17 protein-coding genes and 1 pseudogene are annotated in these 24,087 nt (G+C 61.4%); 5 read left to right on the top strand and 13 right to left on the bottom strand.

Translation table 11 applies throughout. The features are described 5' to 3' along the window. A pseudogene (locus tag VF672_RS04465) lies at positions 1-1,169 on the bottom strand (excinuclease ABC subunit UvrA); the annotation flags it as partial. Positions 1,170-1,359: 190 nt separating this feature from the next. Here VF672_RS04465 and VF672_RS04460 point away from each other — a divergent pair. Both VF672_RS04460 and VF672_RS04455 read left to right on the top strand, forming a co-directional pair. Further along, positions 1,360-2,754 carry an MFS transporter gene (locus VF672_RS04460; protein ID WP_331101882.1) on the top strand — a complete coding sequence of 465 codons (1,395 nt, stop codon included), beginning with the start codon at positions 1,360-1,362 and terminating at the stop codon, positions 2,752-2,754. A gap of 9 nt (positions 2,755-2,763) precedes the next feature. After that, positions 2,764-3,291: a single-stranded DNA-binding protein gene (locus VF672_RS04455; RefSeq protein WP_237254176.1), complete on the top strand. Its 528-nt coding sequence runs from the start codon at positions 2,764-2,766 to the stop codon at positions 3,289-3,291. A 165-nt stretch (positions 3,292-3,456) separates the two neighbouring features. Here the strand turns inward: VF672_RS04455 and VF672_RS04450 are convergent, their stop codons facing one another. The 6 genes from VF672_RS04450 to VF672_RS04425 form a co-directional block, all read right to left on the bottom strand. Beyond that, complete coding sequence (locus tag VF672_RS04450; protein WP_331101878.1) at positions 3,457-4,443, bottom strand: succinylglutamate desuccinylase/aspartoacylase domain-containing protein; 987 nt, start codon at positions 4,441-4,443, stop codon at positions 3,457-3,459. 64 nt (positions 4,444-4,507) lie between these two features. Beyond that, the gene (locus tag VF672_RS04445) at positions 4,508-5,839 is read right to left on the bottom strand and encodes an MFS transporter (RefSeq protein ID WP_331101876.1); all 1,332 of its coding nucleotides are present in this window, start codon (positions 5,837-5,839) and stop codon (positions 4,508-4,510) included. A gap of 289 nt (positions 5,840-6,128) precedes the next feature. Beyond that, positions 6,129-7,049, bottom strand: coding sequence for a LysR family transcriptional regulator (locus VF672_RS04440; RefSeq protein ID WP_331101874.1), 921 nt, complete (start codon positions 7,047-7,049; stop codon positions 6,129-6,131). 169 nt (positions 7,050-7,218) lie between these two features. Next, the gene (locus VF672_RS04435; RefSeq protein WP_331101872.1) at positions 7,219-7,698 is read right to left on the bottom strand and encodes a nuclear transport factor 2 family protein; all 480 of its coding nucleotides are present in this window, start codon (positions 7,696-7,698) and stop codon (positions 7,219-7,221) included. 50 nt (positions 7,699-7,748) lie between these two features. Further along, positions 7,749-8,327 (bottom strand): TetR/AcrR family transcriptional regulator, encoded by a 579-nt coding sequence (locus tag VF672_RS04430; protein WP_331101870.1) that lies wholly within the window; start codon positions 8,325-8,327, stop codon positions 7,749-7,751. Positions 8,328-8,383: 56 nt separating this feature from the next. Then, positions 8,384-10,738 carry an FdhF/YdeP family oxidoreductase gene (locus VF672_RS04425; protein ID WP_331101868.1) on the bottom strand — a complete coding sequence of 785 codons (2,355 nt, stop codon included), beginning with the start codon at positions 10,736-10,738 and terminating at the stop codon, positions 8,384-8,386. Between the two features lie 226 nt (positions 10,739-10,964). Between VF672_RS04425 and VF672_RS04420 the strand changes: the two genes are divergently transcribed. Further along, the gene (locus VF672_RS04420; protein ID WP_414705573.1) at positions 10,965-13,106 is read left to right on the top strand and encodes a mechanosensitive ion channel family protein; all 2,142 of its coding nucleotides are present in this window, start codon (positions 10,965-10,967) and stop codon (positions 13,104-13,106) included. 42 nt (positions 13,107-13,148) lie between these two features. Here the strand turns inward: VF672_RS04420 and VF672_RS04415 are convergent, their stop codons facing one another. Then, entirely contained in the window at positions 13,149-17,462 is a 4,314-nt protein-coding gene (locus VF672_RS04415; RefSeq protein WP_331101866.1) for a DEAD/DEAH box helicase, read from the bottom strand. Positions 17,463-17,650: 188 nt separating this feature from the next. On the opposite strand from VF672_RS04415, the gene VF672_RS04410 reads away from it, so the two are divergent. Together VF672_RS04410 and VF672_RS04405 are read left to right on the top strand one after the other, a co-directional pair. After that, positions 17,651-18,535 carry a sugar nucleotide-binding protein gene (locus tag VF672_RS04410; protein ID WP_331101864.1) on the top strand — a complete coding sequence of 295 codons (885 nt, stop codon included), beginning with the start codon at positions 17,651-17,653 and terminating at the stop codon, positions 18,533-18,535. Continuing rightward, positions 18,528-19,457 (top strand): NAD-dependent epimerase/dehydratase family protein, encoded by a 930-nt coding sequence (locus VF672_RS04405; RefSeq protein ID WP_331101862.1) that lies wholly within the window; start codon positions 18,528-18,530, stop codon positions 19,455-19,457. The genes VF672_RS04410 and VF672_RS04405 overlap by 8 nt, the downstream gene beginning before the upstream one ends. A 65-nt stretch (positions 19,458-19,522) precedes the next feature. Here VF672_RS04405 and VF672_RS04400 read toward each other — a convergent pair whose 3' ends face one another. From VF672_RS04400 to VF672_RS04380, 5 genes are all read right to left on the bottom strand, one after another. Further along, on the bottom strand, positions 19,523-20,209 hold the full coding sequence (locus tag VF672_RS04400; protein WP_331101860.1) for an OmpW/AlkL family protein: 687 nt from the start codon (positions 20,207-20,209) through the stop codon (positions 19,523-19,525). A 322-nt stretch (positions 20,210-20,531) separates the two neighbouring features. Then, a complete protein-coding gene (locus VF672_RS04395) occupies positions 20,532-21,050 on the bottom strand; it encodes a DUF3299 domain-containing protein (protein ID WP_331101884.1) in 519 nt (172 codons plus the stop codon). Between the two features lie 16 nt (positions 21,051-21,066). Further along, complete coding sequence (locus VF672_RS04390; protein ID WP_331101858.1) at positions 21,067-22,332, bottom strand: ABC transporter permease; 1,266 nt, start codon at positions 22,330-22,332, stop codon at positions 21,067-21,069. A 1-nt stretch (position 22,333) separates the two neighbouring features. Next, entirely contained in the window at positions 22,334-23,044 is a 711-nt protein-coding gene (locus VF672_RS04385) for an ABC transporter ATP-binding protein (RefSeq protein ID WP_331101856.1), read from the bottom strand. A gap of 63 nt (positions 23,045-23,107) precedes the next feature. After that, positions 23,108-23,686 (bottom strand): DUF2796 domain-containing protein, encoded by a 579-nt coding sequence (locus tag VF672_RS04380; RefSeq protein WP_331101854.1) that lies wholly within the window; start codon positions 23,684-23,686, stop codon positions 23,108-23,110. Positions 23,687-24,087: the final 401 nt, after the last annotated feature.

The raw sequence follows: 24,087 nt of genomic DNA, 5'->3' as shown, positions 1-24,087 counted from the left end.
GTCGACTCGGTTTCCCGATAGCGACGCTCGAGATTGGGAACAATGCCTTCGAACGGGTGCGCACGTTTGACGATGTCGCCACGGTCGTTCAGGTAACGGAAGTCCACACTGTCCTTGCCGCTGCCGCCGAGCAGGACCTTTTGCAGGTCTGCAGGCAACTCTTTAAAAGGCACCTCAAGGCTGAAGTGATAGTGTTTCGCCAGCGAGCCGAGCATCTGGAAGTAATAGACGTTTCGCCTGTCCCAGCCACGAATCGCGCCTTCCGCCAGCGTGAGCTCGCCATTTACAAGTCGCTTGGTGTCGAAGAACTGCTTTACGCCCAGTCCATCGCAAGTCGGGCATGCGCCGGCAGGGTTGTTGAAGGAGAACAGCTTTGGCTCCAGCTCGCTGATCGCATGGCCACAGATCGGGCAGGCAAAGCGCGCCGAGAAAATTATTTCTTCGCCCGGCTCGTCATCCATCGGCGCGACCAGCGCAATGCCATCAGCCAGCTTTAGCGCGGTCTCGAATGATTCGGCCAAGCGCTGTTGCAGATCCGTGCGCACCTTGAAGCGGTCAACGACGACATCGATGGAGTGCTTCTTTTGTTTGTCGAGCTTCGGCAGCTCGTCCAGCTCGCACAACCGGCCGTTGACGCGGGCGCGAACGAAACCCTGCGCGCGCAGCTCTTCAAAAATCGCCAGGTGCTCGCCTTTCCGCTCACGGACCACGGGGGCAAGCAGCATGAGCTTGGCGCCTTCCGGCTGAGCGAGCACCAGGTCGACCATCTGGCTGACGGTTTGCGCTTCCAGAGGGATGTCATGGTCGGGGCAGCGTGGCTGACCCACACGCGCATACAGCAGACGCAGGTAGTCGTAGATCTCGGTGATGGTCCCCACGGTCGAGCGCGGGTTGTGGGACGTAGACTTCTGCTCAATGGAAATGGCGGGTGACAGGCCTTCAATCGTGTCGACGTCCGGCTTTTCCATCATCGACAGGAACTGCCGCGCGTAAGCGGACAGCGATTCGACATAACGACGCTGGCCTTCGGCATAGAGCGTATCGAACGCCAGGGACGATTTTCCTGAGCCGGACAATCCGGTGATAACGATCAGCTTGTCGCGTGGAAGGGTCAGGTCGATGTTTTTCAGGTTGTGGGTTCGAGCCCCACGAATCAAGATCTTGTCCAAAGCTGGCCTCGCGCGGCGGGCGTGTAAAACGTGGAAGTATACGGGGAAATACTGGATGGATACACACTATTGAGGGTCGCGCTGCCTCACTTGGAAAAAAAGAATATTCCTGCGATGCGCGGCAAACCGTCGTATGTGCTCTACACGATGGGACTGGTAGAATCGCCGCCGGTTCATACGAGGTTCTTTCATGCACGATTCCCACAGCGAGCGCATGAGCGGCAGCGAAACCCGCGCGGCGGGCGGTCTGGCGCTGGTGTTCGCCTTCCGTATGCTTGGCATGTTCATGGTCCTGCCTGTCCTCGCCACCTATGGAATGGACCTGGCCGGCGCGAGCCCGGCGCTTATTGGTCTGGCGATAGGCGCTTATGGCCTGACACAGGCGGTCTTGCAGATTCCGTTCGGCATTATCTCGGATCGCATCGGCCGTCGCCCCGTCATTTACTTGGGGCTCATCGTGTTCGCGCTCGGCAGCGTACTGGCCGCCCAGTCCACCTCGATCTGGGGCGTGATTGCCGGTCGGATCCTGCAGGGTGCCGGCGCTATCTCTGCTGCAGTCATGGCCTTGCTGTCCGATCTGACCCGCGAACAGCATCGCACCAAGGCCATGGCCATGATCGGGATGACCATCGGCGTGTCGTTCGCCGTCGCGATGGTTGTCGGCCCTGTGTTGACCGGCGCATTCGGATTGTCCGGCTTGTTTCTGGCGACCGGCGCCATGGCGCTGGTGGGCGTGGCAATCGTTGCCTTCGTCGTGCCCAAGTCCACGGTGACCCTGCAGCACCGTGAGTCCGGTCTCGCGCGACAGGCACTGGGAGCGACGCTTCGCCACCCCGACCTGCTGCGTCTGGATTTGGGTATCTTCGCGTTGCACGCCATGTTGATGTCCAGTTTCGTAGCGTTACCACTGGCGCTGGTTGAAAAAGCGGGCCTGCCCAAAGAGCAGCACTGGTGGGTCTACCTGACCGCACTGCTGATTTCTTTCTTCGCCATGATCCCGTTCATCATTTACGGCGAAAAGAAGCGTCAGATGAAACGGGTTTTGCTGGGCGCGGTGCTGGTGCTGCTGCTCACTGAGCTATTCTTCTGGGAGTTCGGCAACACGCTGCGGGCTCTGGTCATTGGCACCGTGGTGTTCTTTACCGCCTTTAATTTGCTCGAAGCATCGCTGCCTTCGCTGATCAGCAAAGTGTCTCCCGCAGGCGGGAAGGGCACGGCGATGGGGATTTATTCCACCAGTCAGTTTCTGGGTTCGGCAGCGGGGGGCATTCTGGGCGGGTGGCTGTTCCAGCACGGCGGGCTGGATGTGGTGTTCCTGGGAGGCGCCGGGCTGGCCGCCATCTGGCTGGCGTTTGCTGTTACCATGCGCGAACCTCCCTACGTAACCAGCCTTCGCTTGCCGTTGTCGCCCGAGGCTCAACGCGACACAGGCCTTGCCGATCGCGTGTTGGCCGTACGTGGAGTAACAGATGCAGTAGTGGTGGCCGACGAGGCTGCCATCTATATCAAATTTGACAAAGAACTGTTGGATCGGGCGTCTTTCGACGAAGTGGTCAATCCAGCGTCGGAAACGTGTAAAGCCTAGGAGAACGTTATGGCCCGTGGGGTTAACAAAGTCATATTGGTCGGCACATGCGGCCAGGATCCCGAAGTCCGCTACATGCCTAACGGTAACGCTGTGACCAACCTGAGTCTGGCGACTAGCGAACAGTGGACCGACAAGCAAACCGGTCAGAAGGTCGAGAAGACCGAATGGCACCGCGTTTCCATGTTCGGCAAGGTCGCGGAAATCGCCGGCGAGTACCTGCGCAAGGGTTCGCAGGTCTATATCGAAGGCAAGCTGCAGACCCGCGAGTGGGAAAAAGACGGCATCAAGCGTTACACCACTGAAATCGTGGTCGACATGCAAGGCACCATGCAATTGCTCGGTGGCCGCCCTCAAGGCGAAGGCGCTCCACAGGGTCAAGGTGGCGGCGGTTATCAAAACTCCGCGCCGCGTCCGCAGCAGCAGGCGCGTCCGCAATCCGCCCCTCAGCCGCAGCGCGAGTCGCGTCCCGCGCCGCAACAAGCACCGCAGCCAGCGCCTGATTTCGACAGCTTCGATGATGACATTCCGTTCTGATTCGTAGCGTCGTCACAGCTGTAGCCGAAAAAAGCGAAGCCATTAATGGCTTCGCTTTTTTTACGGCAGTTCCGGCGAGTGCTTGCCTGTGCTCGCTGCACTAGCCACGGGCACCCCCGTTATTCGAGCCGTCTGTTTACTCGCCGAGAAACGCCATTTTTTCGCTCAAGGCGCGTCGATAACCTTCGCAAGCCGGACAACCGTCACGCCCTCGCCAAGATGGCGAACTGACGGCTGAATCAGCACGCAGTTATCATACGGCGTGACGATGGGTTTATTGCCGTCGGTGGCGATGACGGTTCCTGCACGTTCAATCTGCTCCAGCCCCTTGAAGTCTTCGCTGAACTGAAAGTCCATGGTCTGCGCAATGATCGGCTCGGTCACCTCAAAAAAGCGCTGGGGACCAGGGTGCACGGGCTGCAGAAATTCAGCCACATCAGCTTCGACCACCGCGCCGGTCAGGATCAGAAAACGCGCCGCGGTGTCCAGTGCGACCTCTGCGCTGATGGCCGAGACATGCTGTCCCGTTTCAATCAGCAACGCGTTCTTCGGGCTCGTTTCGTCACCAAAGCCCTGGAAATCGCGCAGGCGGCAGCCGTTTTTATGCCCCGCGTCGGCGATGACATGTTCCGGGACCCCCAACGCTGCAGCCATCCGCAGACCCTTTTTGCACGCGCCGCTCATCATGATCGGAGCCGCTTCTTCATGCATGGAATGGATATCCAGGAGCACATCCACTGTTTCGATGATGGGACGTAACGCGCGGGCACGGTTCAGTTCGCGGCTCTGCTCGGGACCGTCCAGGCGACTTTCGACCCAGACGCGATTCATGTCCTCATCCAGATACCGCGTAGCGTCGATGTCTTGCGGGTTGAATTGGTGGTAAGCCTCAACATTGCCGAATGCCAGCGTCAGGCGGCCTTGGCGGGGGCGCAGCCCTTTCTTAAGGAAACGATCAAGCGCGATTGCGCCGCTGACCTCATTGCCGTGGGTCAGGGCCATGATCAATACGTGCGGGCCGGCCACACCGCTGTCAAAGCTGTGCACGTAATCAACACCTGACGGGCTCTCCTTCCATTGCCTGATGTCAGGAAAGTCGACTTCGATCGGGTAAGGCTTGAGCGACGCGCGGACGTCTTCGATAGTTTTCATGGTCATCTCCGGCAGAAAAAAGCACAGACGCATCGCCGCGCAAGCACAGGCGGCGATTGCGGTATCAATGAAAGGCGGGGTCACCGGATGTCGACCCGGCGTTGCGCATGCGTCGGCCCAGGCAGATCACTGCGAGCACACTGATCGTGGCCGTGCCGATGACATAAAAGCTGGGGGCGAGCTTGCTGCCCGTCGCATCGATCATCCACGTCACGATCAGCGGGGCGAAGCCACCGAATAACGTGACCGAGAAGTTATAACTAAGGGCCAGGCCAGTACCGCGAATGCTGGTCGGGAAGATGTCGGCGAGCATCGCGGGAATCGGGCCGAGGCTCGCGGCGATCAACACGCCTACCACCGCTTGCACGAGCAGCAGGGTTGCCACGCTGGGGAAATGGTTGAGCAGCACGAACATCGGGTACGAGGATATCCCCGTAATCAGCAGCGCCACGGTGAGCACCCTGAAACGGCCGAATCGATCCGAGAGCGTGCCGAACACAGGGGCCATTACCATCAATGTCAGGCCTGTGACCAGCGCACCGAGATAGGACGAAGTGGCAGCGATGTGCAGTTGTTTCAACGCGTAGGTCGGCATGTACAGCTTGTGGACGTAGTTAAACGCGGTGGCACCGGCCACGACACCGATGGCCAGTAGGAGGCTGAGGTGGCCTTTGACGAGTACATCGCGCAGCGGCGTTTTCTTCGGAGTGTCGGCAGCGACCTTCTTGAAATCCGGCGTCTCATCGATCTGGCTGCGAATATAAAAGCCCACCGGGCCAATCAGCAGCCCGATGCCGAACGCGACCCGCCATCCCCAGTCGTTCAATTGCACATCGGTGAGCACATAGCTCAGGAGCGCGCTTACCCCGGCTGCCAGGACCGTTGCCAACCCTTGAGTGGAAAGCTGCCAGCTCGCAAAAAAGCCACGACGGCGCGGTTCCGCGTGCTCGACCATGAATGCCGTGGCGGCGCCAAACTCGCCACCGGTCGAGAAGCCCTGAAGCATGCGTGCCACGACGATGAGCAGCGGTGCGGCCAGGCCGATCTGTTCGTAAGAAGGGGTGAAGGTGATCATGGCGGTACCGATCATCATGATCAGGATCGACATCGTCAGCGATGCCTTGCGACCCGCGCGGTCCGCATAAGAGCCCAACACAATGGCACCCAGCGGGCGCATCAAAAACGAAATGCCGAACGAAGCGACGCTCAGCAGTAGCGAGGTGGTTTCGTTATCCGAAGGGAAGAACAGCTTGCCGATGACCACTGCGAAGTAGCCATAAATCAGCAGATCGTAAAACTCCAGCGCGTTGCCGATACTGGCGGCAACGATCTCTTTCCACGGCCCGCGTTTGCCTGCGGCAAGCGGAGTGTTCAATGCAGATGATGATGCAGACATGGCGGTGCCCCGGCGAGTTCACGATAGGATCAACGACCGCACCTGAGCGAGCGCGTCAGGTTGATCGCCTTGTTTTTATGGAAACTTGTTTTATGCAGCAGCGATGGCGAGCCTTTCGTGATGCAGCCTGCACGGCCCAATCTCGTGGGTGCTGAGCGGCATCAAGCTCGGAACGTACTGTCAGTCAGCACGCGGGGCGGGAACAATTGCTGTTTCGGCACATAAACGGGCTGTCTCGGCACGAGGCCCTGCTGCCCGCCGCCACAGGCCGAACGGGGCGGAAGAATATTTAGTCGGCGCTCATTTTTGGTGCGTCGGCTTGCAAGCCTTTCCAGATGCTCATGAGCAGTTCGCCGTGATTGGCGCGCAGCCGGTGCAGGGAAATATCGAAGCTGAACTGGTACTGGGCTCCGGCGGCGATGACCAACTCTGCCGAGTCGAGGGATTTCTGGACAACCATGCGCGGAAGCCAGGCCAGGCCATTGCCACGCCGGGCCATTTCAAGAATCGCCTCGTACGAATCAGCCTCGTAGATCATGCGCAAACTCAGCCGGTGCGGCAGGCCAGCCAGATGGCGAGCCAGAGCGCCGCGCAGGGTCAGCGTAGGCGAGAGCGCCAGCCACGGCACCACTGGGCCCTGGCCGTCGGCGGCGATAGCGAATTTGGGCGAGCCATCGGGCAACGGTGCACTGACGGGCAACAGTGCTTCGGTGGTCAGGGTCATGGACTGGAACCGGTCAGGGTCAATCAGCAGATGAGTCTGGGGGCTGGAGAAGATCAGCAGCAGATCCACCTCGCGCGCGGCAAGGCGTCTGATGGCCTCCTGGGCGCCGCTGGTGACGATCGAAACGGGGAAAACGCCGAAACGCTCGCTCAACGTTTCGTACCAGTCCGGGAAAAAGTCGCTCGCCAACGTGCGACCAGTGGCAATGCGCAGGGGCGTATCTTGAGTTGGCCCAGAGGCCTTGAACTGTGCCCTGACCGTGTTCAGACCTTCGAGCGCCTGCGTGGCGGCATCCAGGAAAAGCAAGCCGGCGGGCGTCAGGGACAGCGGCTGCTTACGCTCGAGCAACGCAACGCCCGCCCATTCCTCCAGCGCGCGTATCCTGCGACCGAACGCGGGATGGGTAACGCATCGGTTTTCCGCTGCCCGCGACAAACTGCGCACCCGCGCCAGTTCGATGAAGTCTTCAAGCCATTCCAACTGCATTGGAGCTCCTCTGCCAAAATACCGGTCCGGCGCTGACCGCGGGCACCACGCCCGCTCGCAGGCTAAAGCGTGGTGGCATGCGCTCCGAACCATTCCCTTTCAGGGCCACTGTGCACTGATTTAAACGAGTACAGCAGTTGGGGGGCTTTGTCTTAAATCTGATTCGAAGTTATAAACCCAGGTCCGACAGCCCGGGATGATCATCAGGACGACGCCCCAGCGGCCAGCGGAATTTGCGATCAGCTTCTTTGATCGGCATGTCGTTGATGCAGGCGAACCGTCGCGCCATCAAGCCATCCGGGTTGAATTCCCAGTTTTCATTACCGTACGAGCGAAACCAGTTGCCTGAATCGTCGTGCCACTCATAGGCGTAACGGACAGCAATGCGGTTATCGGTGAATGCCCACAGCTCTTTGATCAGGCGGTAGTCGAGCTCCTTGTTCCACTTGCGGGTCAGGAAGGCTTTGGCCTCTTCACGGTTCTCGGCGAAATCAGCGCGGTTGCGCCATTGGGTGTCGAGCGTGTAGGCGAGGGAAACCTTTTCAGCGTCACGGCTGTTCCAGCCATCTTCGGCCAGGCGAACCTTTTCGATGGCGGATTCACGGGTGAAGGGAGGAAGTGGGGGGCGAGTCGAGGCATTGGACGGCATGATGGAACCTCCAGGCAATGATGGGGCTGCGGTGGGTGAGACGTTTGTGACTAGGAACCGGGACGCAAGCGTTGTTCGAGCACCAACTGCGCGACGGCCTTGGCACTGTCGGCCGAGCTGTGATCGCCCATGACGCGGGCGACAGTGATCGCGCCATCCATGAGGACGAGTAACTGATTAGCGAGAGCCTCCGGGTCGGCAACGGCCAACTGCTCGCAGAGCTCGAACGTGTACTCCAGCAGCTTTTGTTTGTGCAGTTTGGCGATCAGCCGGATGGGGTGCTGAGGATCGCCAACTTCGCCTGCGGTGTTGATGAACGCGCATCCGCGAAAGCCTTCGGAATCAAACCAGCCCTTGAGCACATCGAACATGTTCAGGATGCGCGCTTCTGGCGTGTCGGCCTTGTCCGATTCAGCTCGAAACCAGGCCATCCAGCGCACGTCACGTGCACTGAGCGCAGCCGCCGCCACGTCGTCCTTGGTGGCGAAGTAGCGATAGATGCTTTTCCTGGCGACCCCCGACGACTTCACCAGAAGGTCCATGCCGGTCGCCTGGATGCCGTTCTGGTAAATGAGCTCTTCGGCGGTCGAGAGAATTTTCTCGCGTGTGTGGGTCGTTGATATCGTCATGGATCAAAGGTAGAACGGCCGTTCTCCTGCGTCAACCCGTTTGCTCGAAAATAGCCTCAACGCACTTGATCCGACTCCGGCAGAGCACGTTTCAAATCGTCTGCGCTGGGTGAAGCCTTCGCCAGCGTCACGGGGACGGATTTAGCCGCCGGCACCTTGCTGCGCTCAGCGTGGTGGTGCAGCGGAATGAGCGGATTGCATTCGGGGTAGTAGGCCGCGCAGCAGTTCTCGGGGATGTCGTAGGCAATGATCTGCAAAGGCCCAACCGAGCGCGGAACCTGCGGCTCGATGGCCGTGGTGACGTTGACCCAGTCTCCCGCTCTGAACCCCAGTCGCAGCACATCGTTGCGGTTCATGAAGATCACCGCGCGGGTGCCGCTGACCCCGCGAAAGCGATCCTCGTAGCCGTAGATCGTGGTGTTGAACTGGTCATTGCTGCGCAGCGTCATCAGTTGCAAAACGTCGCGGCGGTTGTGATTCGGGAACACGTCATCATCTTCTTCAAGCAGTTCGGGCGTGATGAACATCGCGCGGCCGCTCTCGGTCTTCCATTCGCGTTTCGCCGCGGCGATGGGGCGGTGAAAGCCGCCGGGTTCCCACATGCGGGTTTCCATGTCGTGGAAAATCTCGGGGTAAGCCTCAGCGATGCCCTGGCGGATGAGCGCGTAGTTGCTGCGCCAGGCGTCCCAGTCGATGCGTGCGGCGCCGGGTATTGCTGCTTCGGCAATGCCTGCCAGGATCGCGATCTCGGAACGGGCATGGGCGCTGGCCGGTTCACTTTGACCGCGCCAGGCCCGAATGCAACCGGTGCTGTCTTCAGTGGTGTAGACCTGCTCGACACCATTTTGCAGATCCTTTTCGATGCGCCCCAGGCAAGGCAATATCCACGCGTTTTTCCCGGGCACTAGATGCGTGCGGTTCAGCTTCGTGGCGATCTGAACGTTCAGGTCAAGAGTGTTCCAGGCCGGCTCCATGCGCGAGGTATCCGGGACCGCTCGCAGGAAATTGCCGCCGAGCCCGATGAATCCGCGCACGCTCCCGTCCAGAATGCCTTCACAGGCCTCCACGGTGTTCAGGCCTTTTTCCGAGGGGACGGTGAAGCCGTACAGCGCTTGAATCTTGTCCGCAGGCACCTTCTTGGGGTCTTCGGTGATGCCGACGGTACGCTGGCCCTGCACATTGGAGTGGCCGCGAACAGGGCAGATACCGGCGCCACGCTTGCCGATGTTGCCGCGCAGCAGGAGCAGATTGACCATCATCTGCACGTTGGTCACGCCGCGCCGGTGTTGGGTGATGCCCATGCCATAAATCAGCATGACCCGTTCATGTCGGGCGTACACCGTCGCCACTGCCTCAAGCGCGCTGCGGCTGAGTCCTGCCTGGCGCTCGATGGCCTCCCATGGCGTTTCGAGCACGCAGTTGCAGAACTCAGCGAATCCTTCGGTGTGCTGGGCGATAAATGCCTGATCGATGATCCCCGGCTGACCCTGAGCCAGCGCCGCGTCGTCCATTTCGAACAGCGACTTGGCGATGCCCATCACAACAGCGGTGTCGCCGCCGATCGCCAGTTGATGATATTGCGTGCTGATAATCGTCGACTTCGGTCCGAGCATTTCCACGATGGACTGCGGGTTAACGAAGCGTTCCAGGCCGCGCTCGCGGATCGGGTTAAACGTGATAATCGGCACATCTCGCTGCCGGGCTTCACTCAGTTGATGCAGCATCCGCGGGCTGTTGCTGCCCACGTTCTGCCCGAAAAAAAGGATGCAGTCGGTGTGCTCGAAATCATCCAGCGTCACCGTGCCCACTGGCACGCCGATGCTTTCCTGCAAGCCCACCGATGTGCTCTCGTGGCACATGTTCGAACTGTCGGGCAGGTTGTTGGTGCCATAAGCGCGGGCGAGGAGCTGGTACATGAACGACGTCTCCAGCGAAGCCCGGCCCGACGCATAAAAAACCACGCTGTCGGGCGTCATGCTTTTCAGCTGCCCGCCAATGTCACGCCAGGCCTCTTCCCACGTCGTCTCCTGGTAGCGGTCGGTCGCGGCGTCGTAGCGCATGGGGTGCGTGAGGCGGCCCTGCTGCTCAAGGTCGTAATCAGGCCACTGGCGCAGCTCGGTGAGTGTGTGACTCGCGAAAAAAGCCGGATCAGTCTTTAGCGACGTCAACTCCCACGCCGTGGCTTTCGCGCCGTTTTCGCAAAACTCGAGGCTATGTGGCTTGCCGGGCTTGGCCCATGCGCAGCTGACGCAGCCAAATCCGCCGGGCTTGTTCTGCTTGATCAGCGGCAACCCCGCCCGAATCACTGCCTGCTCGCGCCAGAGGATCTCCATCACGGACTTAGCCGAGCCCCAACCGCCTGCGGCCGAGGTGTAAGGGCGGAAATGGGCTTTGGGATGGATGAGCGTCATAGAAAGGGATCCTCAGCGGAGCGGGCGCGCTTGAGACAGTCGCCTCGTTAACCTACGACGAAGCGGCTCGGTAAAGGTTCGTTACATTTTTAGTTGAACGGACCACCAGCGGCCAACATGACGTTCGGGGGATGGAAGCGAACTTGCCGGATGAAATCTGATCAGTTTCTGAGGGCCGAAACTTTCACGGCTCTTTGACTGAAGGAGTGACTCGCGTTTGCCGGATATCAAACCCTTCCTGTTGCTGTGCCTGCTATTGAGCCTCTGCAACATCAACGTACAGGCGGCCGACGTGCCGGCTGCCAATGCGCCTGCCGCCGCGCCTGCCGACCCTGCGCCGGAGGATCCGGCCAAAGCAGAGATTCTGGTCAAGGGCGGTCTGCTGGGCGCCATCAGTACCAGCATCGACAGCGTGCAGGACAAGCTCGATGTGGACGGCCACTTGCTGGATTCATGGCGGCTGCGCGCAGACCGCGCCGCCGATGAGCTGGATGCGCTGGTCAGCAAACCGCAATCGCGATCTGCCTGGCGGATCGCCGGTGACTTCGTGATGTTGTCCCTGGTGTGGGCGGCGGCGTTCCTGCTGCTCAACCGCATCGGCACATTTCTGGTCACACGGTTATCCCGGCACCGGTTCTTGATCCGGCGAGATCGGGTAGTTGGGGTCCTCGGCTACGCGCTGCCGTATATGGTTCCCGCGCTTATCTGTCTGCCGCTGACGTTGTACGTCAGCCATTTCATGCCGACCTCCGTGGGCCGTGCGCTGGCGCTGTGCCTGGCGTATTCGACCAGCAGCGGTATCTTCACCACCTCCGTGCTGCTGTCGGTAATTGTGCTGTTCAACTGGGACCATAAGCGGCGAGCGGTGCGCATCATTCGGCACTACGCCCCGCGTCCGCTGTTCATCATCGGGTTTCTCGCGGCGCTGAGCGATGCGCTCACCAGCCCCCAGATCGCCAAGCTATTTGGTGGCAACGTGACCACCAGTATTGCTGCGGTCACCGGTCTGATGGCCTCGGTCATCTTTGGCGTTGTGGTGGTACGCATGCGTCGGCCCATCGCGCATCTGATCCGTAATCGATCCCTGGGTGCGCGATTGGCACGGCCAGCGGTGCAGCAGACGCTGAAGATATTTTCCAACCTGTGGCACTTGCCAATCCTGTTAATGGTTCTGGTCTCGGCAGTGAATTTGATTGGCGCCGGCGAAGACAGTCAGGAAGCGCTGCGCTGCGCATTGCTGACAACGGTGTTGCTGATCGGCGCGGTGTTCCTGAGCACGTTGTTTCAACACATGTTCAAGCCCGCCCACCCACCTACCGGGCGAATCTACCAGGAGCGTTTGCTGAGCCTGTTGCATGCGGTCCTGCGCATTGCGCTGGCGATCGGGTTTATCGAATTGCTGGGGCGGATCTGGGGTGTTTCGTTGTTTGAATTCGCCCAGCGTAATGCCCTGGGCAAGGTCATTAGCGACTCGTTGAGCAGCATCGGTTTGATTCTGCTGGTGACCTGGCTGCTCTGGGTGGTCATGGACACTGCCATTCAGCAAGCGCTGAAACCGCCGACCAACGGCCGCTCCGCGCACCAACCCAGCACGCGGGTGAAGACCATCCTGCCGTTGCTGCGCAATGCCATGAAGATCATCCTTGTGGTCATTTGCACCATCACGACCATGGCCAATCTGGGCATTAACGTCGCGCCACTGCTGGCGGGCGCGGGCGTGGTGGGTCTGGCGATCGGCTTCGGTTCGCAGCAATTGGTACAGGACGTCATTACCGGGCTGTTCATCATCATCGAGGACACCATCTCCATCGGCGATTGGGTCGTCCTGGATTCGGGCCACGCCGGCACGGTCGAGAGCCTGACGATTCGCACCCTGCGTCTGCGCGACGGCAAGGGCTTTGTGCATTCGGTGCCGTTCGGGCAGATCAAGGCCGTCACCAACCAGTCGCGGCAGTTCGCTTATGCCTTCTTCTCGTTTCAGTTCACCTATGACACGGACGTGGACGCCGCGACCTCGCTGATTCGTGAAGCGGGGCAGTCGATCAGCGACGATTTGCTGCTGTCGAGCAAACTGCAGGGGCCGCTGGAAGTGTTCGGGCTGGACCGCATGGACATGAACGGGATCGTGATCACTGCGCAGTTCCGTACGTCATCCGGCGGGCAATACGCCGTGAGTCGTGCGTTCAACGACCGTCTCAAGCGGCTTGTGGATAAGTCATCGGACGTGCGATTCGCGCAAACTTATCCACAACTGGTCATGAGCCCGTTCAACCGCCAGGCACCGGAGGCCGGGGAGGGCGTGGAGCAACAGGCGCTGCCGGGCAAGACGTCGGTGGTGAACAAGGACGGGTCCGAGAGCCCGGTTTGAGGCCGGGCGACGCGGCGGAGCGCAACGCGTCTATGGTCGTGCTTATCTGAACAGCCGATCCCGCACTTGCAGCATCAGCGCCTCGTCAATTTCGCCCCAATACTGGGGCTTGCCGGCGATGATGGCGGCAATGGGAATCCCGTCGCGGTAGACCAGCTTGTTGCCCACGATCGCCGGGACTTTCGCGCCGGGGAGCAGTGTTCCGGCGAGGTTGAGCGGGTCGACCCCGCTGACCGCAACCAGACTGCTGTCCGGTGGGCGCTTGCGGACCTCCCGCAACAAAGGGATCGCTTCGGGCAGCGCGAATTGCTCACCGGCCAGGCCCGCCACGAAGCGCCCGCCGCGAATCTCACCGCGCGCCTCAAGACGATGGAAGGTGCGCAGCAATTCGCGCCAAGTCGGCAGCCAGTCCGCTTCGCGCTCCAGCAAACGCCAGAACACTACACCGTAACGACGCAGCAAGGTCATTGCCACGTGCTCCAGCGTCTCGCTGTCGATCCTTTGCGCTGCGCCGTCTTCTTTCACCGGGGCGCGACGTAACAAGGCCCAGCGTCCGGCATCGTCCATGCCGCCAATGAATGCGCCGCGGTTGCGTCGGCTGGTGTGGCTGGTGCGTTTGCTTGCCGGGGTGATCAGCGCCCGCAGCCCGGCAAAACTGTCGGCATTGACCAGTCCGGCGCCGACCAACTCCTGCAACGCCGTTTCCAGTTCGGCCCGCAGCAAGTGCGCTTCAGCGGTCAGCTCGTCGAAAAACATCGCGCCCTGGCTCGACAGCACCTCATGCACCTTCTGCGCGCGCAACGACAGTTCGGTCGGCGCCGTCTGTTCGGTCAGCCCGGTCCACACGCGCACCTGCGGTCGCGGCAGCAGCACGATCGGCGTGCTGCGCAATGCGGCGCTGCCTACCTTGTTTCGGCTGGTCAGGCGCATCCACACCACCTTGCCAGACCGACACAGATCATCCAGCCAGATTGAGGAATAGTCCTTCAGTCGTGCCGGAAGAAGATCACTGTCCCAGGCGCCAGCGGCTGACGAGAAACCCTCAAGCTGCGCGACGACCTCCGGCAGCGCGGCTTTGCCCTGGCTTTGGGTTGTTGCGGACAGATGCTGCCAGTCGAACAGAAATCGAGTGAAATCCTGCAGCGACACCGGCTCGATTTCCCGGCGCAGGCGTTTAACCGTGTAACGGTGAATGCGCGACAGCAAATGCCGCTCGCACCATTGCTCCTCACTGGCGCCAGGGCTGAACTGGCCGCGCAGCACATAGCCTTCGTTCTCCAGTTGCACCAGCGCCTGAGCCACTTCGTTCTGCGTCAGCGCCAACGGCTCGGCGATGGCGGGGACCGTAAGCGGGCCGAATCCGCTCAGCCGCGCCCGCACGATCTCCACGCGCGCTTCTTCTTCGCTCCACGTTTCATCGAACCCGGCCAATGCCGCCAACGGCGGGTGCATTTCAGCGGCGGGGTAAATCGCCTGCAAACAGGTCAAGCGCTCCAGCGGAATCCACAACGCCTGATCGGGCGTGACCTGTAAACGCGTGCCGCGGCCGGAGCGGGCGAGGCTTTCCAGCCATTTCATCCAGTCGCTGTGCTCGCGGGCCTCAACGCCGGTGATGCATCCCAGGCTCATCAGCGCCTCGTGCATCTCGTCCACGTTTTGCGGCTGCGGCCAGGCTTCTTCGGCGACCGCTTTGATTGCCTCGGCATCCAGCGCGCCGAGGTCATCGGTGGACGCCGGGTCGCTCCAGCGTCGATTAAGCACCGCCTGGGTGCGACGTTCTTCGAGCGGTGCGTTGTCGAGAAACGCATACGGCTTGGCGTTGAGAATTTCAGCGGCCAGCGGCGAGGGCGCCGGCAGATCGCGACTCACCAGACGCACCTTGCCGTTTTCCATACGCCGCAGCAGGTTCAGCCAGCCTTCGGCGTCCATGGCTTCGTGCAGGCAATCGTCCAGCGTCTGCTCGATCAGCGGATGGTCCGGCACTTCCCGCTCGCCCACCAGATTTTCCAGGCAGGCGATTTGATCCGGGAACACGGTGGCGATCAGGTCTTCGCTCTTGATCCGTTGCAGTTGCGGCGCCACCTTTCGTCCGCCCGTGTAGCGGGGCAGGGCCAGGGCGACGCCGGCGTTCCAGCGCCAGCGTACGCCAAACAGCGGTGCCTCCAGCACGGCCTGAATCAGCAGGTGCTCGGCGGTGCCGGAATTGAGGTAGCGCCACACTTCATCGAGCGCAAAGCTGTGGGCTGTCGACAGTGACAGCACGATGGCGTCCTCGCTGGCGGCGGCCTGCAGCTCGAAGTTGAACGTGCGGCAGAAGCGCTTGCGCAGGGCCAGACCCCACGCACGGTTGACCCTGCTGCCAAACGGCGAATGAATCACCAGTTGAGTACCGCCGGACTGATCAAAGAAACGCTCCATGACCAGCGTGTCCTGAGACGGCAACGCACCCAGGGCCGAGTAGGCGCGTGCGAGGTATTCAATGATCTGCTCGGCGCTGGCGAGATCCAGGCCCAGGCTGTTCATCAGCCAGTCGGTGCAAGCCTGAAGATTGCCGGGGTGGGCGCTGAGCTGCTCATCGATGTCGGCCTGTAACCGTGCGACGGCGAAAGACAATTCATCGCTGCGCCCCGGCGCCTCGCCCATCCAGAACGGAATGTTCGGCGGCATGCCATGGGCATCCTCGACCCGCACGCGGCCGGACTCGACCCGCAAAATCCGGTAGGAAGTGTTGCCCAACTGAAAGATGTCCCCCGCCGCGCTTTCGACGGCGAAGTCTTCGTTGACGGTGCCGATGTTCAGCGCCTGGGGTTCGAGGACCACGCTGTAATCGGCATTGTCGGGAATCGTGCCGCCGCTGGTGACCGCCGTGAGTTTGCTGCCGCGCCGACCCCGCAATGTGCGCGTCACCGCATCGCGATGCAGATAGGCCGCGCGCACGCCCTGCCGCCCGCTGTAGCCTTCTGCGAGCATACTCAGCAGGGCCTGATAATGAGCTTCGTCGACCTCGGCGTAGGGCGATGCCTTGCGGAACAGCGCGAGCAGGTCCTGCTCCTGCCATTCCTGACAACTCACTTCGGCGATGATCTGCTGCGCCAGAACATCCAGCGGCGCTTTGGGAATGACCAGCGTGTCGAGCTCGCCGCGACGCACGCAATCCAGAAGCGCCGCGCACTCGATCAAATCATCCCGGGACACAGCGAATAGCCGTCCCTTGGGCGTCCCGCCGACATGGTGACCGGAGCGGCCGACGCGTTGCAAAAACGCAGCAATGGAACGCGGCGAGCTGATCTGGCAGACCAGGTCCACGTCGCCGATATCAATCCCCAGCTCCAGCGAAGCCGTGGCGATCAGAACTTGCAGCTCTCCGCGCTTGAGGCGCTGCTCGGCGTCGAGCCGTTGTTCTTTGGCCATGCTGCCGTGGTGGGCCGCGACCGCCTCTTTGCCCAGTCGCTCGCTCAAGTGGCGCGACATGCGCTCTGCCAGACGCCGGGTGTTGACGAAAATCAGCGTGGTGCGGTGCTCACGCGCCAGCGTTGCGAGCCGGTCATACACCAGTTGCCAAACGTCAGTGGACATCACCGCGCTCAAGGCAACCGGCGGCACTTCGATAGCCAGGTCTCGTGGGCGCGCGTGGCCGATGTCAACGATGGCGCAGGGGCGGCTGACCGGATCGCTGCCGACCAGGAACCGCGATACGCGTTCGATGGGTTTCTGCGTCGCGGACAGCCCGATGCGCAGCAGTGGCTTTGTGCAGAGCGCCTGCAAACGCTCAAGGGTCAACGCCAGATGGCTGCCGCGCTTGCCGGCTGCGATCGCGTGGATCTCGTCGACGATGACCGTCTGCGTACCCGCCAGCATGCGCCGGCCAGAGTCGGATCCCAGCAGCACGTAAAGCGACTCCGGGGTCGTCACCAGAATGTTCGGCGCGGTTTTGCGCATGGCCGTGCGCTCTTTTTGCGGCGTGTCACCGGTGCGCACGGCGGTGGTGATACGCAGCCCGGGCAAGCCTTGCCGGATCAACTGATCAGTGATGCCCGCCAGTGGATTCTGCAGGTTGATCTGGATGTCGTTGGACAGCGCTTTCAGGGGCGAGACATACACCACGAAGGTCTCGTTCGGCAGCTCGCCACCCCGCTCCAGCCCCTGATGCACCAGATCGTCGATGACGGCCAGAAACGCCGTGAGGGTTTTGCCGGAGCCGGTGGGCGCGGCGATCAACGTCGATTGGCGCTGTTTGATGAGCGGCCACGCCTGCGCCTGGGCAGCAGTGATGGCCGGGAACGTGGAGCGAAACCACGCGCTGACCGCCGGATGAAAGGCGTCGAGCACCGGGTCGGGCATATGGGAAAGGTTCATCCGCAATTTATGCGGGCGCAGGCAGGCAGATGCAAGTGCAGACGCTGAGGCGAGTGATCGGCGGCGCGTTTCAAGGCTCCCGCTCAGGCGCACGCCCGAGGCTGTTGGGAGTTGCCCACCGACGTGTTATGTTTGCGGACGTTTTTCACCTATTTTTAATCGACCTGAAGACTGAGCCTGCTGACTCTATGCGAATGCGCCTTATGCTGTTGGGCGGCGGAAATGCACTCGGGCAGGCGTTGATTCGTCTAGGTGCCGAGGAGAACATCGGTTTCCTCGCACCGCGTCCACCGCAAGACGGTTGGGATGCGGCAAGCCTGACGCAACTGCTCGATGACACCCGCCCGGATGCCTTGATCAATCTCGCTTACTACTTCGACTGGTTTCAGGCGGAGCGAGTCAGCGCTGACAGACTGGATAATCAGGAACGCTCCGTCGAGCGTCTTGCTGAACTGTGCCAGCACCACAATATCGTCCTCGTTCAACCGTCCAGCTACCGGGTTTTCGACGGTTCGCGGGCAACTGCTTACAGCGAAAAAGACGAACCCGTGCCGTTGGGCTCTCGTGGTCAGGCGTTGTGGCGCATCGAGCAAAGCGTGCGGGCGACCTGCCCGCAGCATGTGCTGCTGCGCTTCGGCTGGCTGCTCGACGACAGTGCCGAAGGTGTACTGGGGCGGTTTCTGAGCCGCGCCGAGACGCCCGGTGAGCTGCTGTTGGCAGACGATCGTCGTGGCAATCCGACGCCGGTCGACGACGCCGCGAGGGTGATCATTTCGGTGCTCAAGCAGCTCGATTGCGCCGCGCCGTTGTGGGGCACTTACCATTACGCCGGGCACGAAGCGACCACGCCACTGGCGTTCGGTCAGGCCGTGTTGACCGAAGCCCGACTGCTGCGCCCGCTGGCGATCGAAACACCGACCGCGCAGGCCCACGCCGCACGCCCGGATGCCAGCGAAGAGCCGCAGAACGCCGTGCTCGCCTGCAAGAAAATCCTCCACACCTTCGGCATCAAGCCCCGCGCCTGGCGTGCTGGTTTGCCCAACCTACTGGACCGCTATTACCGCCATGTCTGATGCTCCTGTCCTCATCACCGGCGGCGCCGGTTTCATCGGTTCGCACCTGACCGACGCGCTGCTCGCCAAGGGCTATGCGGTCCGCATCCTCGACGACCTCTCCACTGGCAAACGCAGCAACTTGCCGCTGGATAACCCGCGTGTCGAACTGATCGAAGGCGATGTGGCCGATGCCGCGCTGGTGGCCCGGGCGGCAGCCGGTTGTCAGGCCGTGGCGCACCTCGCGGCCGTCGCTTCCGTGCAGGCGTCGGTGGATGATCCGGTCAAGACCCACCAGAGCAATTTCATCGGCACGCTGAACGTCTGTGAGGCCATGCGCCAGGCCGGTAGCAAGCGCGTGGTGTTTGCTTCCAGCGCTGCCGTTTATGGCAATAACGGTGAAGGCCAGGCCATCACCGAGGACACGCCGAAAGCGCCGCTTACCCCGTACGCGTCGGACAAACTGGCCGGTGAGCACTACATTGATTTCTATCGCCGGCAGCACGGGTTTGAACCCGTTGTCTTTCGCTTCTTCAACATCTTCGGCCCGCGCCAGGACCCTTCTTCGCCGTACTCCGGCGTGATCAGCATCTTCGCGGAGCGCGCGCTGCAGGGCTTGCCGATTGCGGTATTCGGCGATGGCGAGCAGACCCGGGATTTCTTCTACGTCGAAGACCTGGTTGACCTCGTTGTGCAGGGGATTGAGCTACCAACGGTGCAAGAGGGCGCGGTCAATGTCGGTCTGAACGCGACGACTTCGCTGAACGAGCTGTTGGGCGCCCTCGCCGAGGTGGTGGGACACCTGCCGCCAGTGAGCTACCTGCCCGCACGCTCCGGTGACATCAAGCATTCGCGGGCGAGTAACCAGCGCCTGCTTGAGCGCTTTAACGTGCCCGAGCCGACGCCGCTGAAAGTCGGGCTGGCGCGGCTGCTGGGGCGCTGAAGTCCGGGCAGCAAAAAGGCACCGATGAGGTGCCTTTTTTATGCCTGCTTGTTCCAGCGAGAGCGTTAGAACTTGTAACCCACGCCGACCATGTACACCCAAGGGTCTACATCCACGTTCACTTTGGTCCGGCCGACGCCCAGCGCCGACGGGCCGTCCAGCGTCGCTTGCGTGTCGATGTCCACGTACCAGACGGCGGCGTTGACCATGATCCTGTCGGTCAGCATGTAGTCCATGCCCAGCTGACCGGCCCAGCCCCATGAGTTCTTGATGTGCAGGTTGTTCATGCCCTGGCCTTTGCGTTCGCTGCTCAGATTTTCGTCATAGAACCAGGTGTAGTTCACGCCGAGACCGGCGTATGGCTGGAATTTCGACGTCGCGTCCATGGGGTAATACTGCAGCGACAGGGTGGGCGGCAGCTGTTTCACGTCTGCCAGCTTGCCGTCCAGACCCGGGCCCAGGCCTTTAACCGCGACGGTGTGCTGGAAGGGCGTTGCCGCCAGCAACTCCAGGCCCACGTGATCGGTCAGCATGTAGGCGAAGGTCAGGCCCAGCTGCGTGTCGCTGTCCAGCGTCGCTTTGGTGCCCGGGACCTTGGCGCCATCGAGCTTCAGGTTTCCGCTCTCTTCGTTGGGCGCCGTCGTGGCAGCACCGGCGCGAACGATAAAATCACCGGCCTGGTGGGCTTGAGCAGAGAGGGGGACACCGAGTGCAAGCGCGAGTAGCGGCGCGCTGAGCAGGTACTTGTGCATGGGGGCTCCGTAAGGGCATAAAAAAGAGATGCCGTATGTTACGAAGCGTCTACGTCGGGGTTCTTGACCTGGCTCAATGAAAAAGCGATTGGTTAAGTTGTACTGGCGCGGGTCTTTGTGGCATGCGCGATGTCTGAGCATCACAGAGCCGACATCCGCACGCCCCTGGATTGGCGATGAACAGCAACCCACCGTAGGCAGGCTTGCTGGCGAATGCATTAGCTCAGACGCTTCAACATTGGCTGACCTGCCGGGTTCGCCAGCAAGCCGGCTCCTACGGATCAACATTCAATCGAGTTCAGCGGTGTTGGAATGCGCACAGTTACTGCTCGTCCGGCATTTCGTACACCAGAATCTTGTCCGCTTCCATCTGGTAACCCGCATCGGCCAGTTCGCTGGTCGATGCCTTGACCTGCATCGGGCCTTCTATCCAGTAAGGTTGGTACAACTCGTCCACCTTGACGCCCAACTCGCTGGTGACGTGGACGATCTGGTTCGGCGGTGGCGGCGGCACATGAATGCAGGCGCCAAAGTACGGCACCAGCAGGAACTCCGTAACCCGGCCTTCCTCGCTGACTTCCAGCGGTACGATGTAGCCCGGCAGTCGCACCCGCTCGCCGTCCAGCGACTTGACCACCGGCGCATGGGGCGCGAGCTGGTGCGCAGCCGGCGCCGACTCGACCGACAAGGTGTCCGCCATGCTCGACAGGTTATGGATCGGCGCCGTGATCAGCTTCACCGGCGGGGCGTCGGGCGGAATCATTTCCTGCCACGTCAGCACCCGCAGGTCCTGCGCCCACAGCGGCGTCGCCACGAGCATTAACCACAGCATCCAACCCATCCGCATCACAGCAACCTCATAAACGAATCGACAACCCGTCGGCCAGCGACTGGCGGTAGGCACGCCAAGCAGGGACCGTGCCCATCAACAACGCGGCGCCGAGAATCCCCGCCAGCAGCGTCCACTCATAGGCGCTGGGCAGTGACAGCGGCAAATACAAACCGTAATTTGCCTGCACGTAACCCTGCGCGGAGGCGATGCCGATGTAAAGCAACGCCACGCCGCAGACCGCGCCTCCCAGTGCCAGGGCAAACGCCTCCAGCACCAGTAGACTGGCGATATGCCAAGGCCGTGCGCCCACCGAACGCAAAATAGCCATCTCCCGACGCCGTTCATTGAGGCTGGTGAGAATCGCCGTCAGCATGCCGATCAAGCCGGTCAGCACCACAAACAACGAGATCACGAACAGCGCTTTCTCAGCCGTTCCCATCAGGCTCCACAGCTCTTGCAATGCCACGCCCGGCAGAATTGCGAGCATCGGCTCGCCGCGGAATTCGTTGATGTCGCGCTGCACGGCGAAGGTAGCGATCTTGCTGTTCAGCCCGAGCATAAACGCGGTGATGGCGGTGGGCGTGAGGTCCATGTTGCGGGCCTGATCGGCGCTGATCCGGCCGGCACCTTGCGCCGGCACACCGTTGTGCCAGTCGATGTGAATCGCTTCCATGCCGCCCAGACTGATGTGCAACGTACGGTCCACCGGCGTGCCGGTGCGTTTGAGAATGCCAACGACCGTGAACGGTTTGTCGTCATGTTTAACCAGACTTACCGTTGCAACGCCATGGGCCAGCACCAGTTTGTCACCCAGCCTGTAATGCAGCGCGTCAGCCACTTCGGCGCCCAGCACCACTTCAAACGGGTCGGTGGCAAACGGCCGGCCGTCTGCCAATTCCAGGTGCTGCTGACGACCATACTGGTAGTGCTCGAAATACGATTCGTTGGTGCCCATCACCCGATAGCCGCGGTGGCTGTCGCCGAGTGAAATCGGAATCGCCCATTTCACCTGCTTGCTGTTGGCGAAGTGCTCGAAGCTGTCCCAGCGAATGTTGTTGGTGGCGTTGCCGATGCGGAACACCGAGTACAGCAGCAGGTTGACCGACCCCGAGCGAGCGCCGACGATCAGGTCCGTCCCGCTGATGGTGCTGGCAAAACTGGCGCGTGCTTCGGTGCGCACACGCTCGACCGCCAACAGCAGGCAGACGGAGAGGGCAATGGCGAATGCGGTGAGGAATGCCGTAAAGCGGCGGTTGGCGAGGCTGGCCAGCGCCAGACGAAGAAGATACATCTCAAACCTCTGTGGCGACGGCGGCGCGGTTGAGTTCGGCCAGCGACAGGTGGCGATCAAACAGCGGCGCCAGGCTCTGATCGTGGCTGACGAATAACAGGCTGGCACCCGCTTCGCGGCATTCGGCGAACAGCAACTGGATAAACGCTTCCCGGGCGTCGGCATCCAGCGCCGAAGTGGGTTCGTCGGCAATGACCAATTCCGGCTGGCCGATCAAGGCGCGGGCGGCGGCGACGCGTTGCTGCTGACCGATGGACAGCGAGTCGGCGCGCCGGCTGAGCATTTCGGTGTCTTTCAACCCCAGGTGCGCGAGCAGGGTCTCGGCCGCCTTGTCGACACTGCCGTGGCGCTGGGTCGCGCGCTGCGTGCGCAGTCTGGAGAAACGACAAGGCAGCTCGACGTTCTCGCGCACCGACAGAAACGGCAGTAAATTGAACTGCTGAAAAATGTAGCCCGTGTGGTCGACACGAAAACGATCCCGGGCGCCGGCCGAGAGCTGTGTCAGCTCCTGGCCAAGCAGGCGAACGCTGCCGCGACTGGGACGTTGCACACCGCCCAGCAGGCCGAGCAGCGTGGTTTTGCCGCTGCCGCTCGGACCCTTGAGAAACACGGTTTCCCCGGCATCCAGTTGAAACGCCGGAATATCCAGCAGTTGGGGATGGCCCGGCCAGCTGAAGCCGAGCTCTGACAATTCAATAAGCGCTTGAGTCATGACCACACATGCGTCTGAGAAATGATCGACCGGGAAGCCCGGCCGCTTGTGACACCGTGCTGGTTAAAACTTGACCACCGGATTGCTCGGACGCACTTCAGCACCCATCTGGCGTTTCGGTGTCACCAGCTGCACCTGAATGGTCTGCGTGGCCGGGAAGCTCTTGAACAGTTGGGTCAGGTCGAGCTTGTTGAGCACGCTCGGCGTGCTGCAGGTGAGCTGATAATGGCCGTGGATCTCGCTGTGCTCGTGTTCAGCGGCGTCGCCGTCGGCAGCGTCGTGATCATCATCATCCTTGTCGCCGAACAGCGTGCTTTCCACACGTTGTTTGGTCGCGGTGCAGCCGGCCGCCTCCGGAAGGCTGAACAGCGCGTGAGGCTTGAGCAGGGTTTCCTTGGCCAGGGCCAGGGTCATTTTGTCTGCTTCGCTGGTTGCCGGGTGCTCGAAGCCGACGATGTTCATCGCCGGCGTATCGAGTTCCAGCTCCAGCGTGCGGCCGTCCAGCGCCACGTCCAGCCGCGCGGTGCCATGCACGTGCGCGCCAAGACTGCCGTGTTCATGATCGTGGTCATGTTCGTCGGCCGCATGAGCGACGGCGAAGGGCAGAAGGGCGAAGGGCAGGGCGAGTAGCAAACGACGCATGGGGAAGCTCCGGAGGCAGGTCTGAACGTTGTTATGTGATCTTATAACAATGTGATGCGCCGTTTCTTAACTTTTTCAAGCGACCCTGTCCGATCCTGTGGGAGCGTGGCTTGTCCCGCGATCTGGCGCGCAGCGGCAGCCGTTCGGCCGGCTCAGTAGTCCATCTGTTTACGACGACTGCGTCGCCGATCGCGGGACAAGCCACGCTCCTTGTATGTTTCCCACACACCCACTGAGACTCGTTATTCTCGTGAGTGCGTCACCAAAAAGATGTGTTCTGGGGGAGACCGATCGCTCCTTAAGGCAGGACTTGCGCCTGACCTTGTCTGTAGAGAGGTCCCCCCGCCTCATTGCCCACCACGTAGAGTATCGAGAAGCCGACGAATCGGACTTCGCATTAC

Source organism: Pseudomonas sp. (assembly GCF_036387035.1).
Classification (GTDB): Bacteria; Pseudomonadota; Gammaproteobacteria; order Pseudomonadales; family Pseudomonadaceae; genus Aquipseudomonas.
Note: the sequence above shows the minus strand (reverse complement) of the source record. Positions and strands in the feature narration are given on the sequence as shown.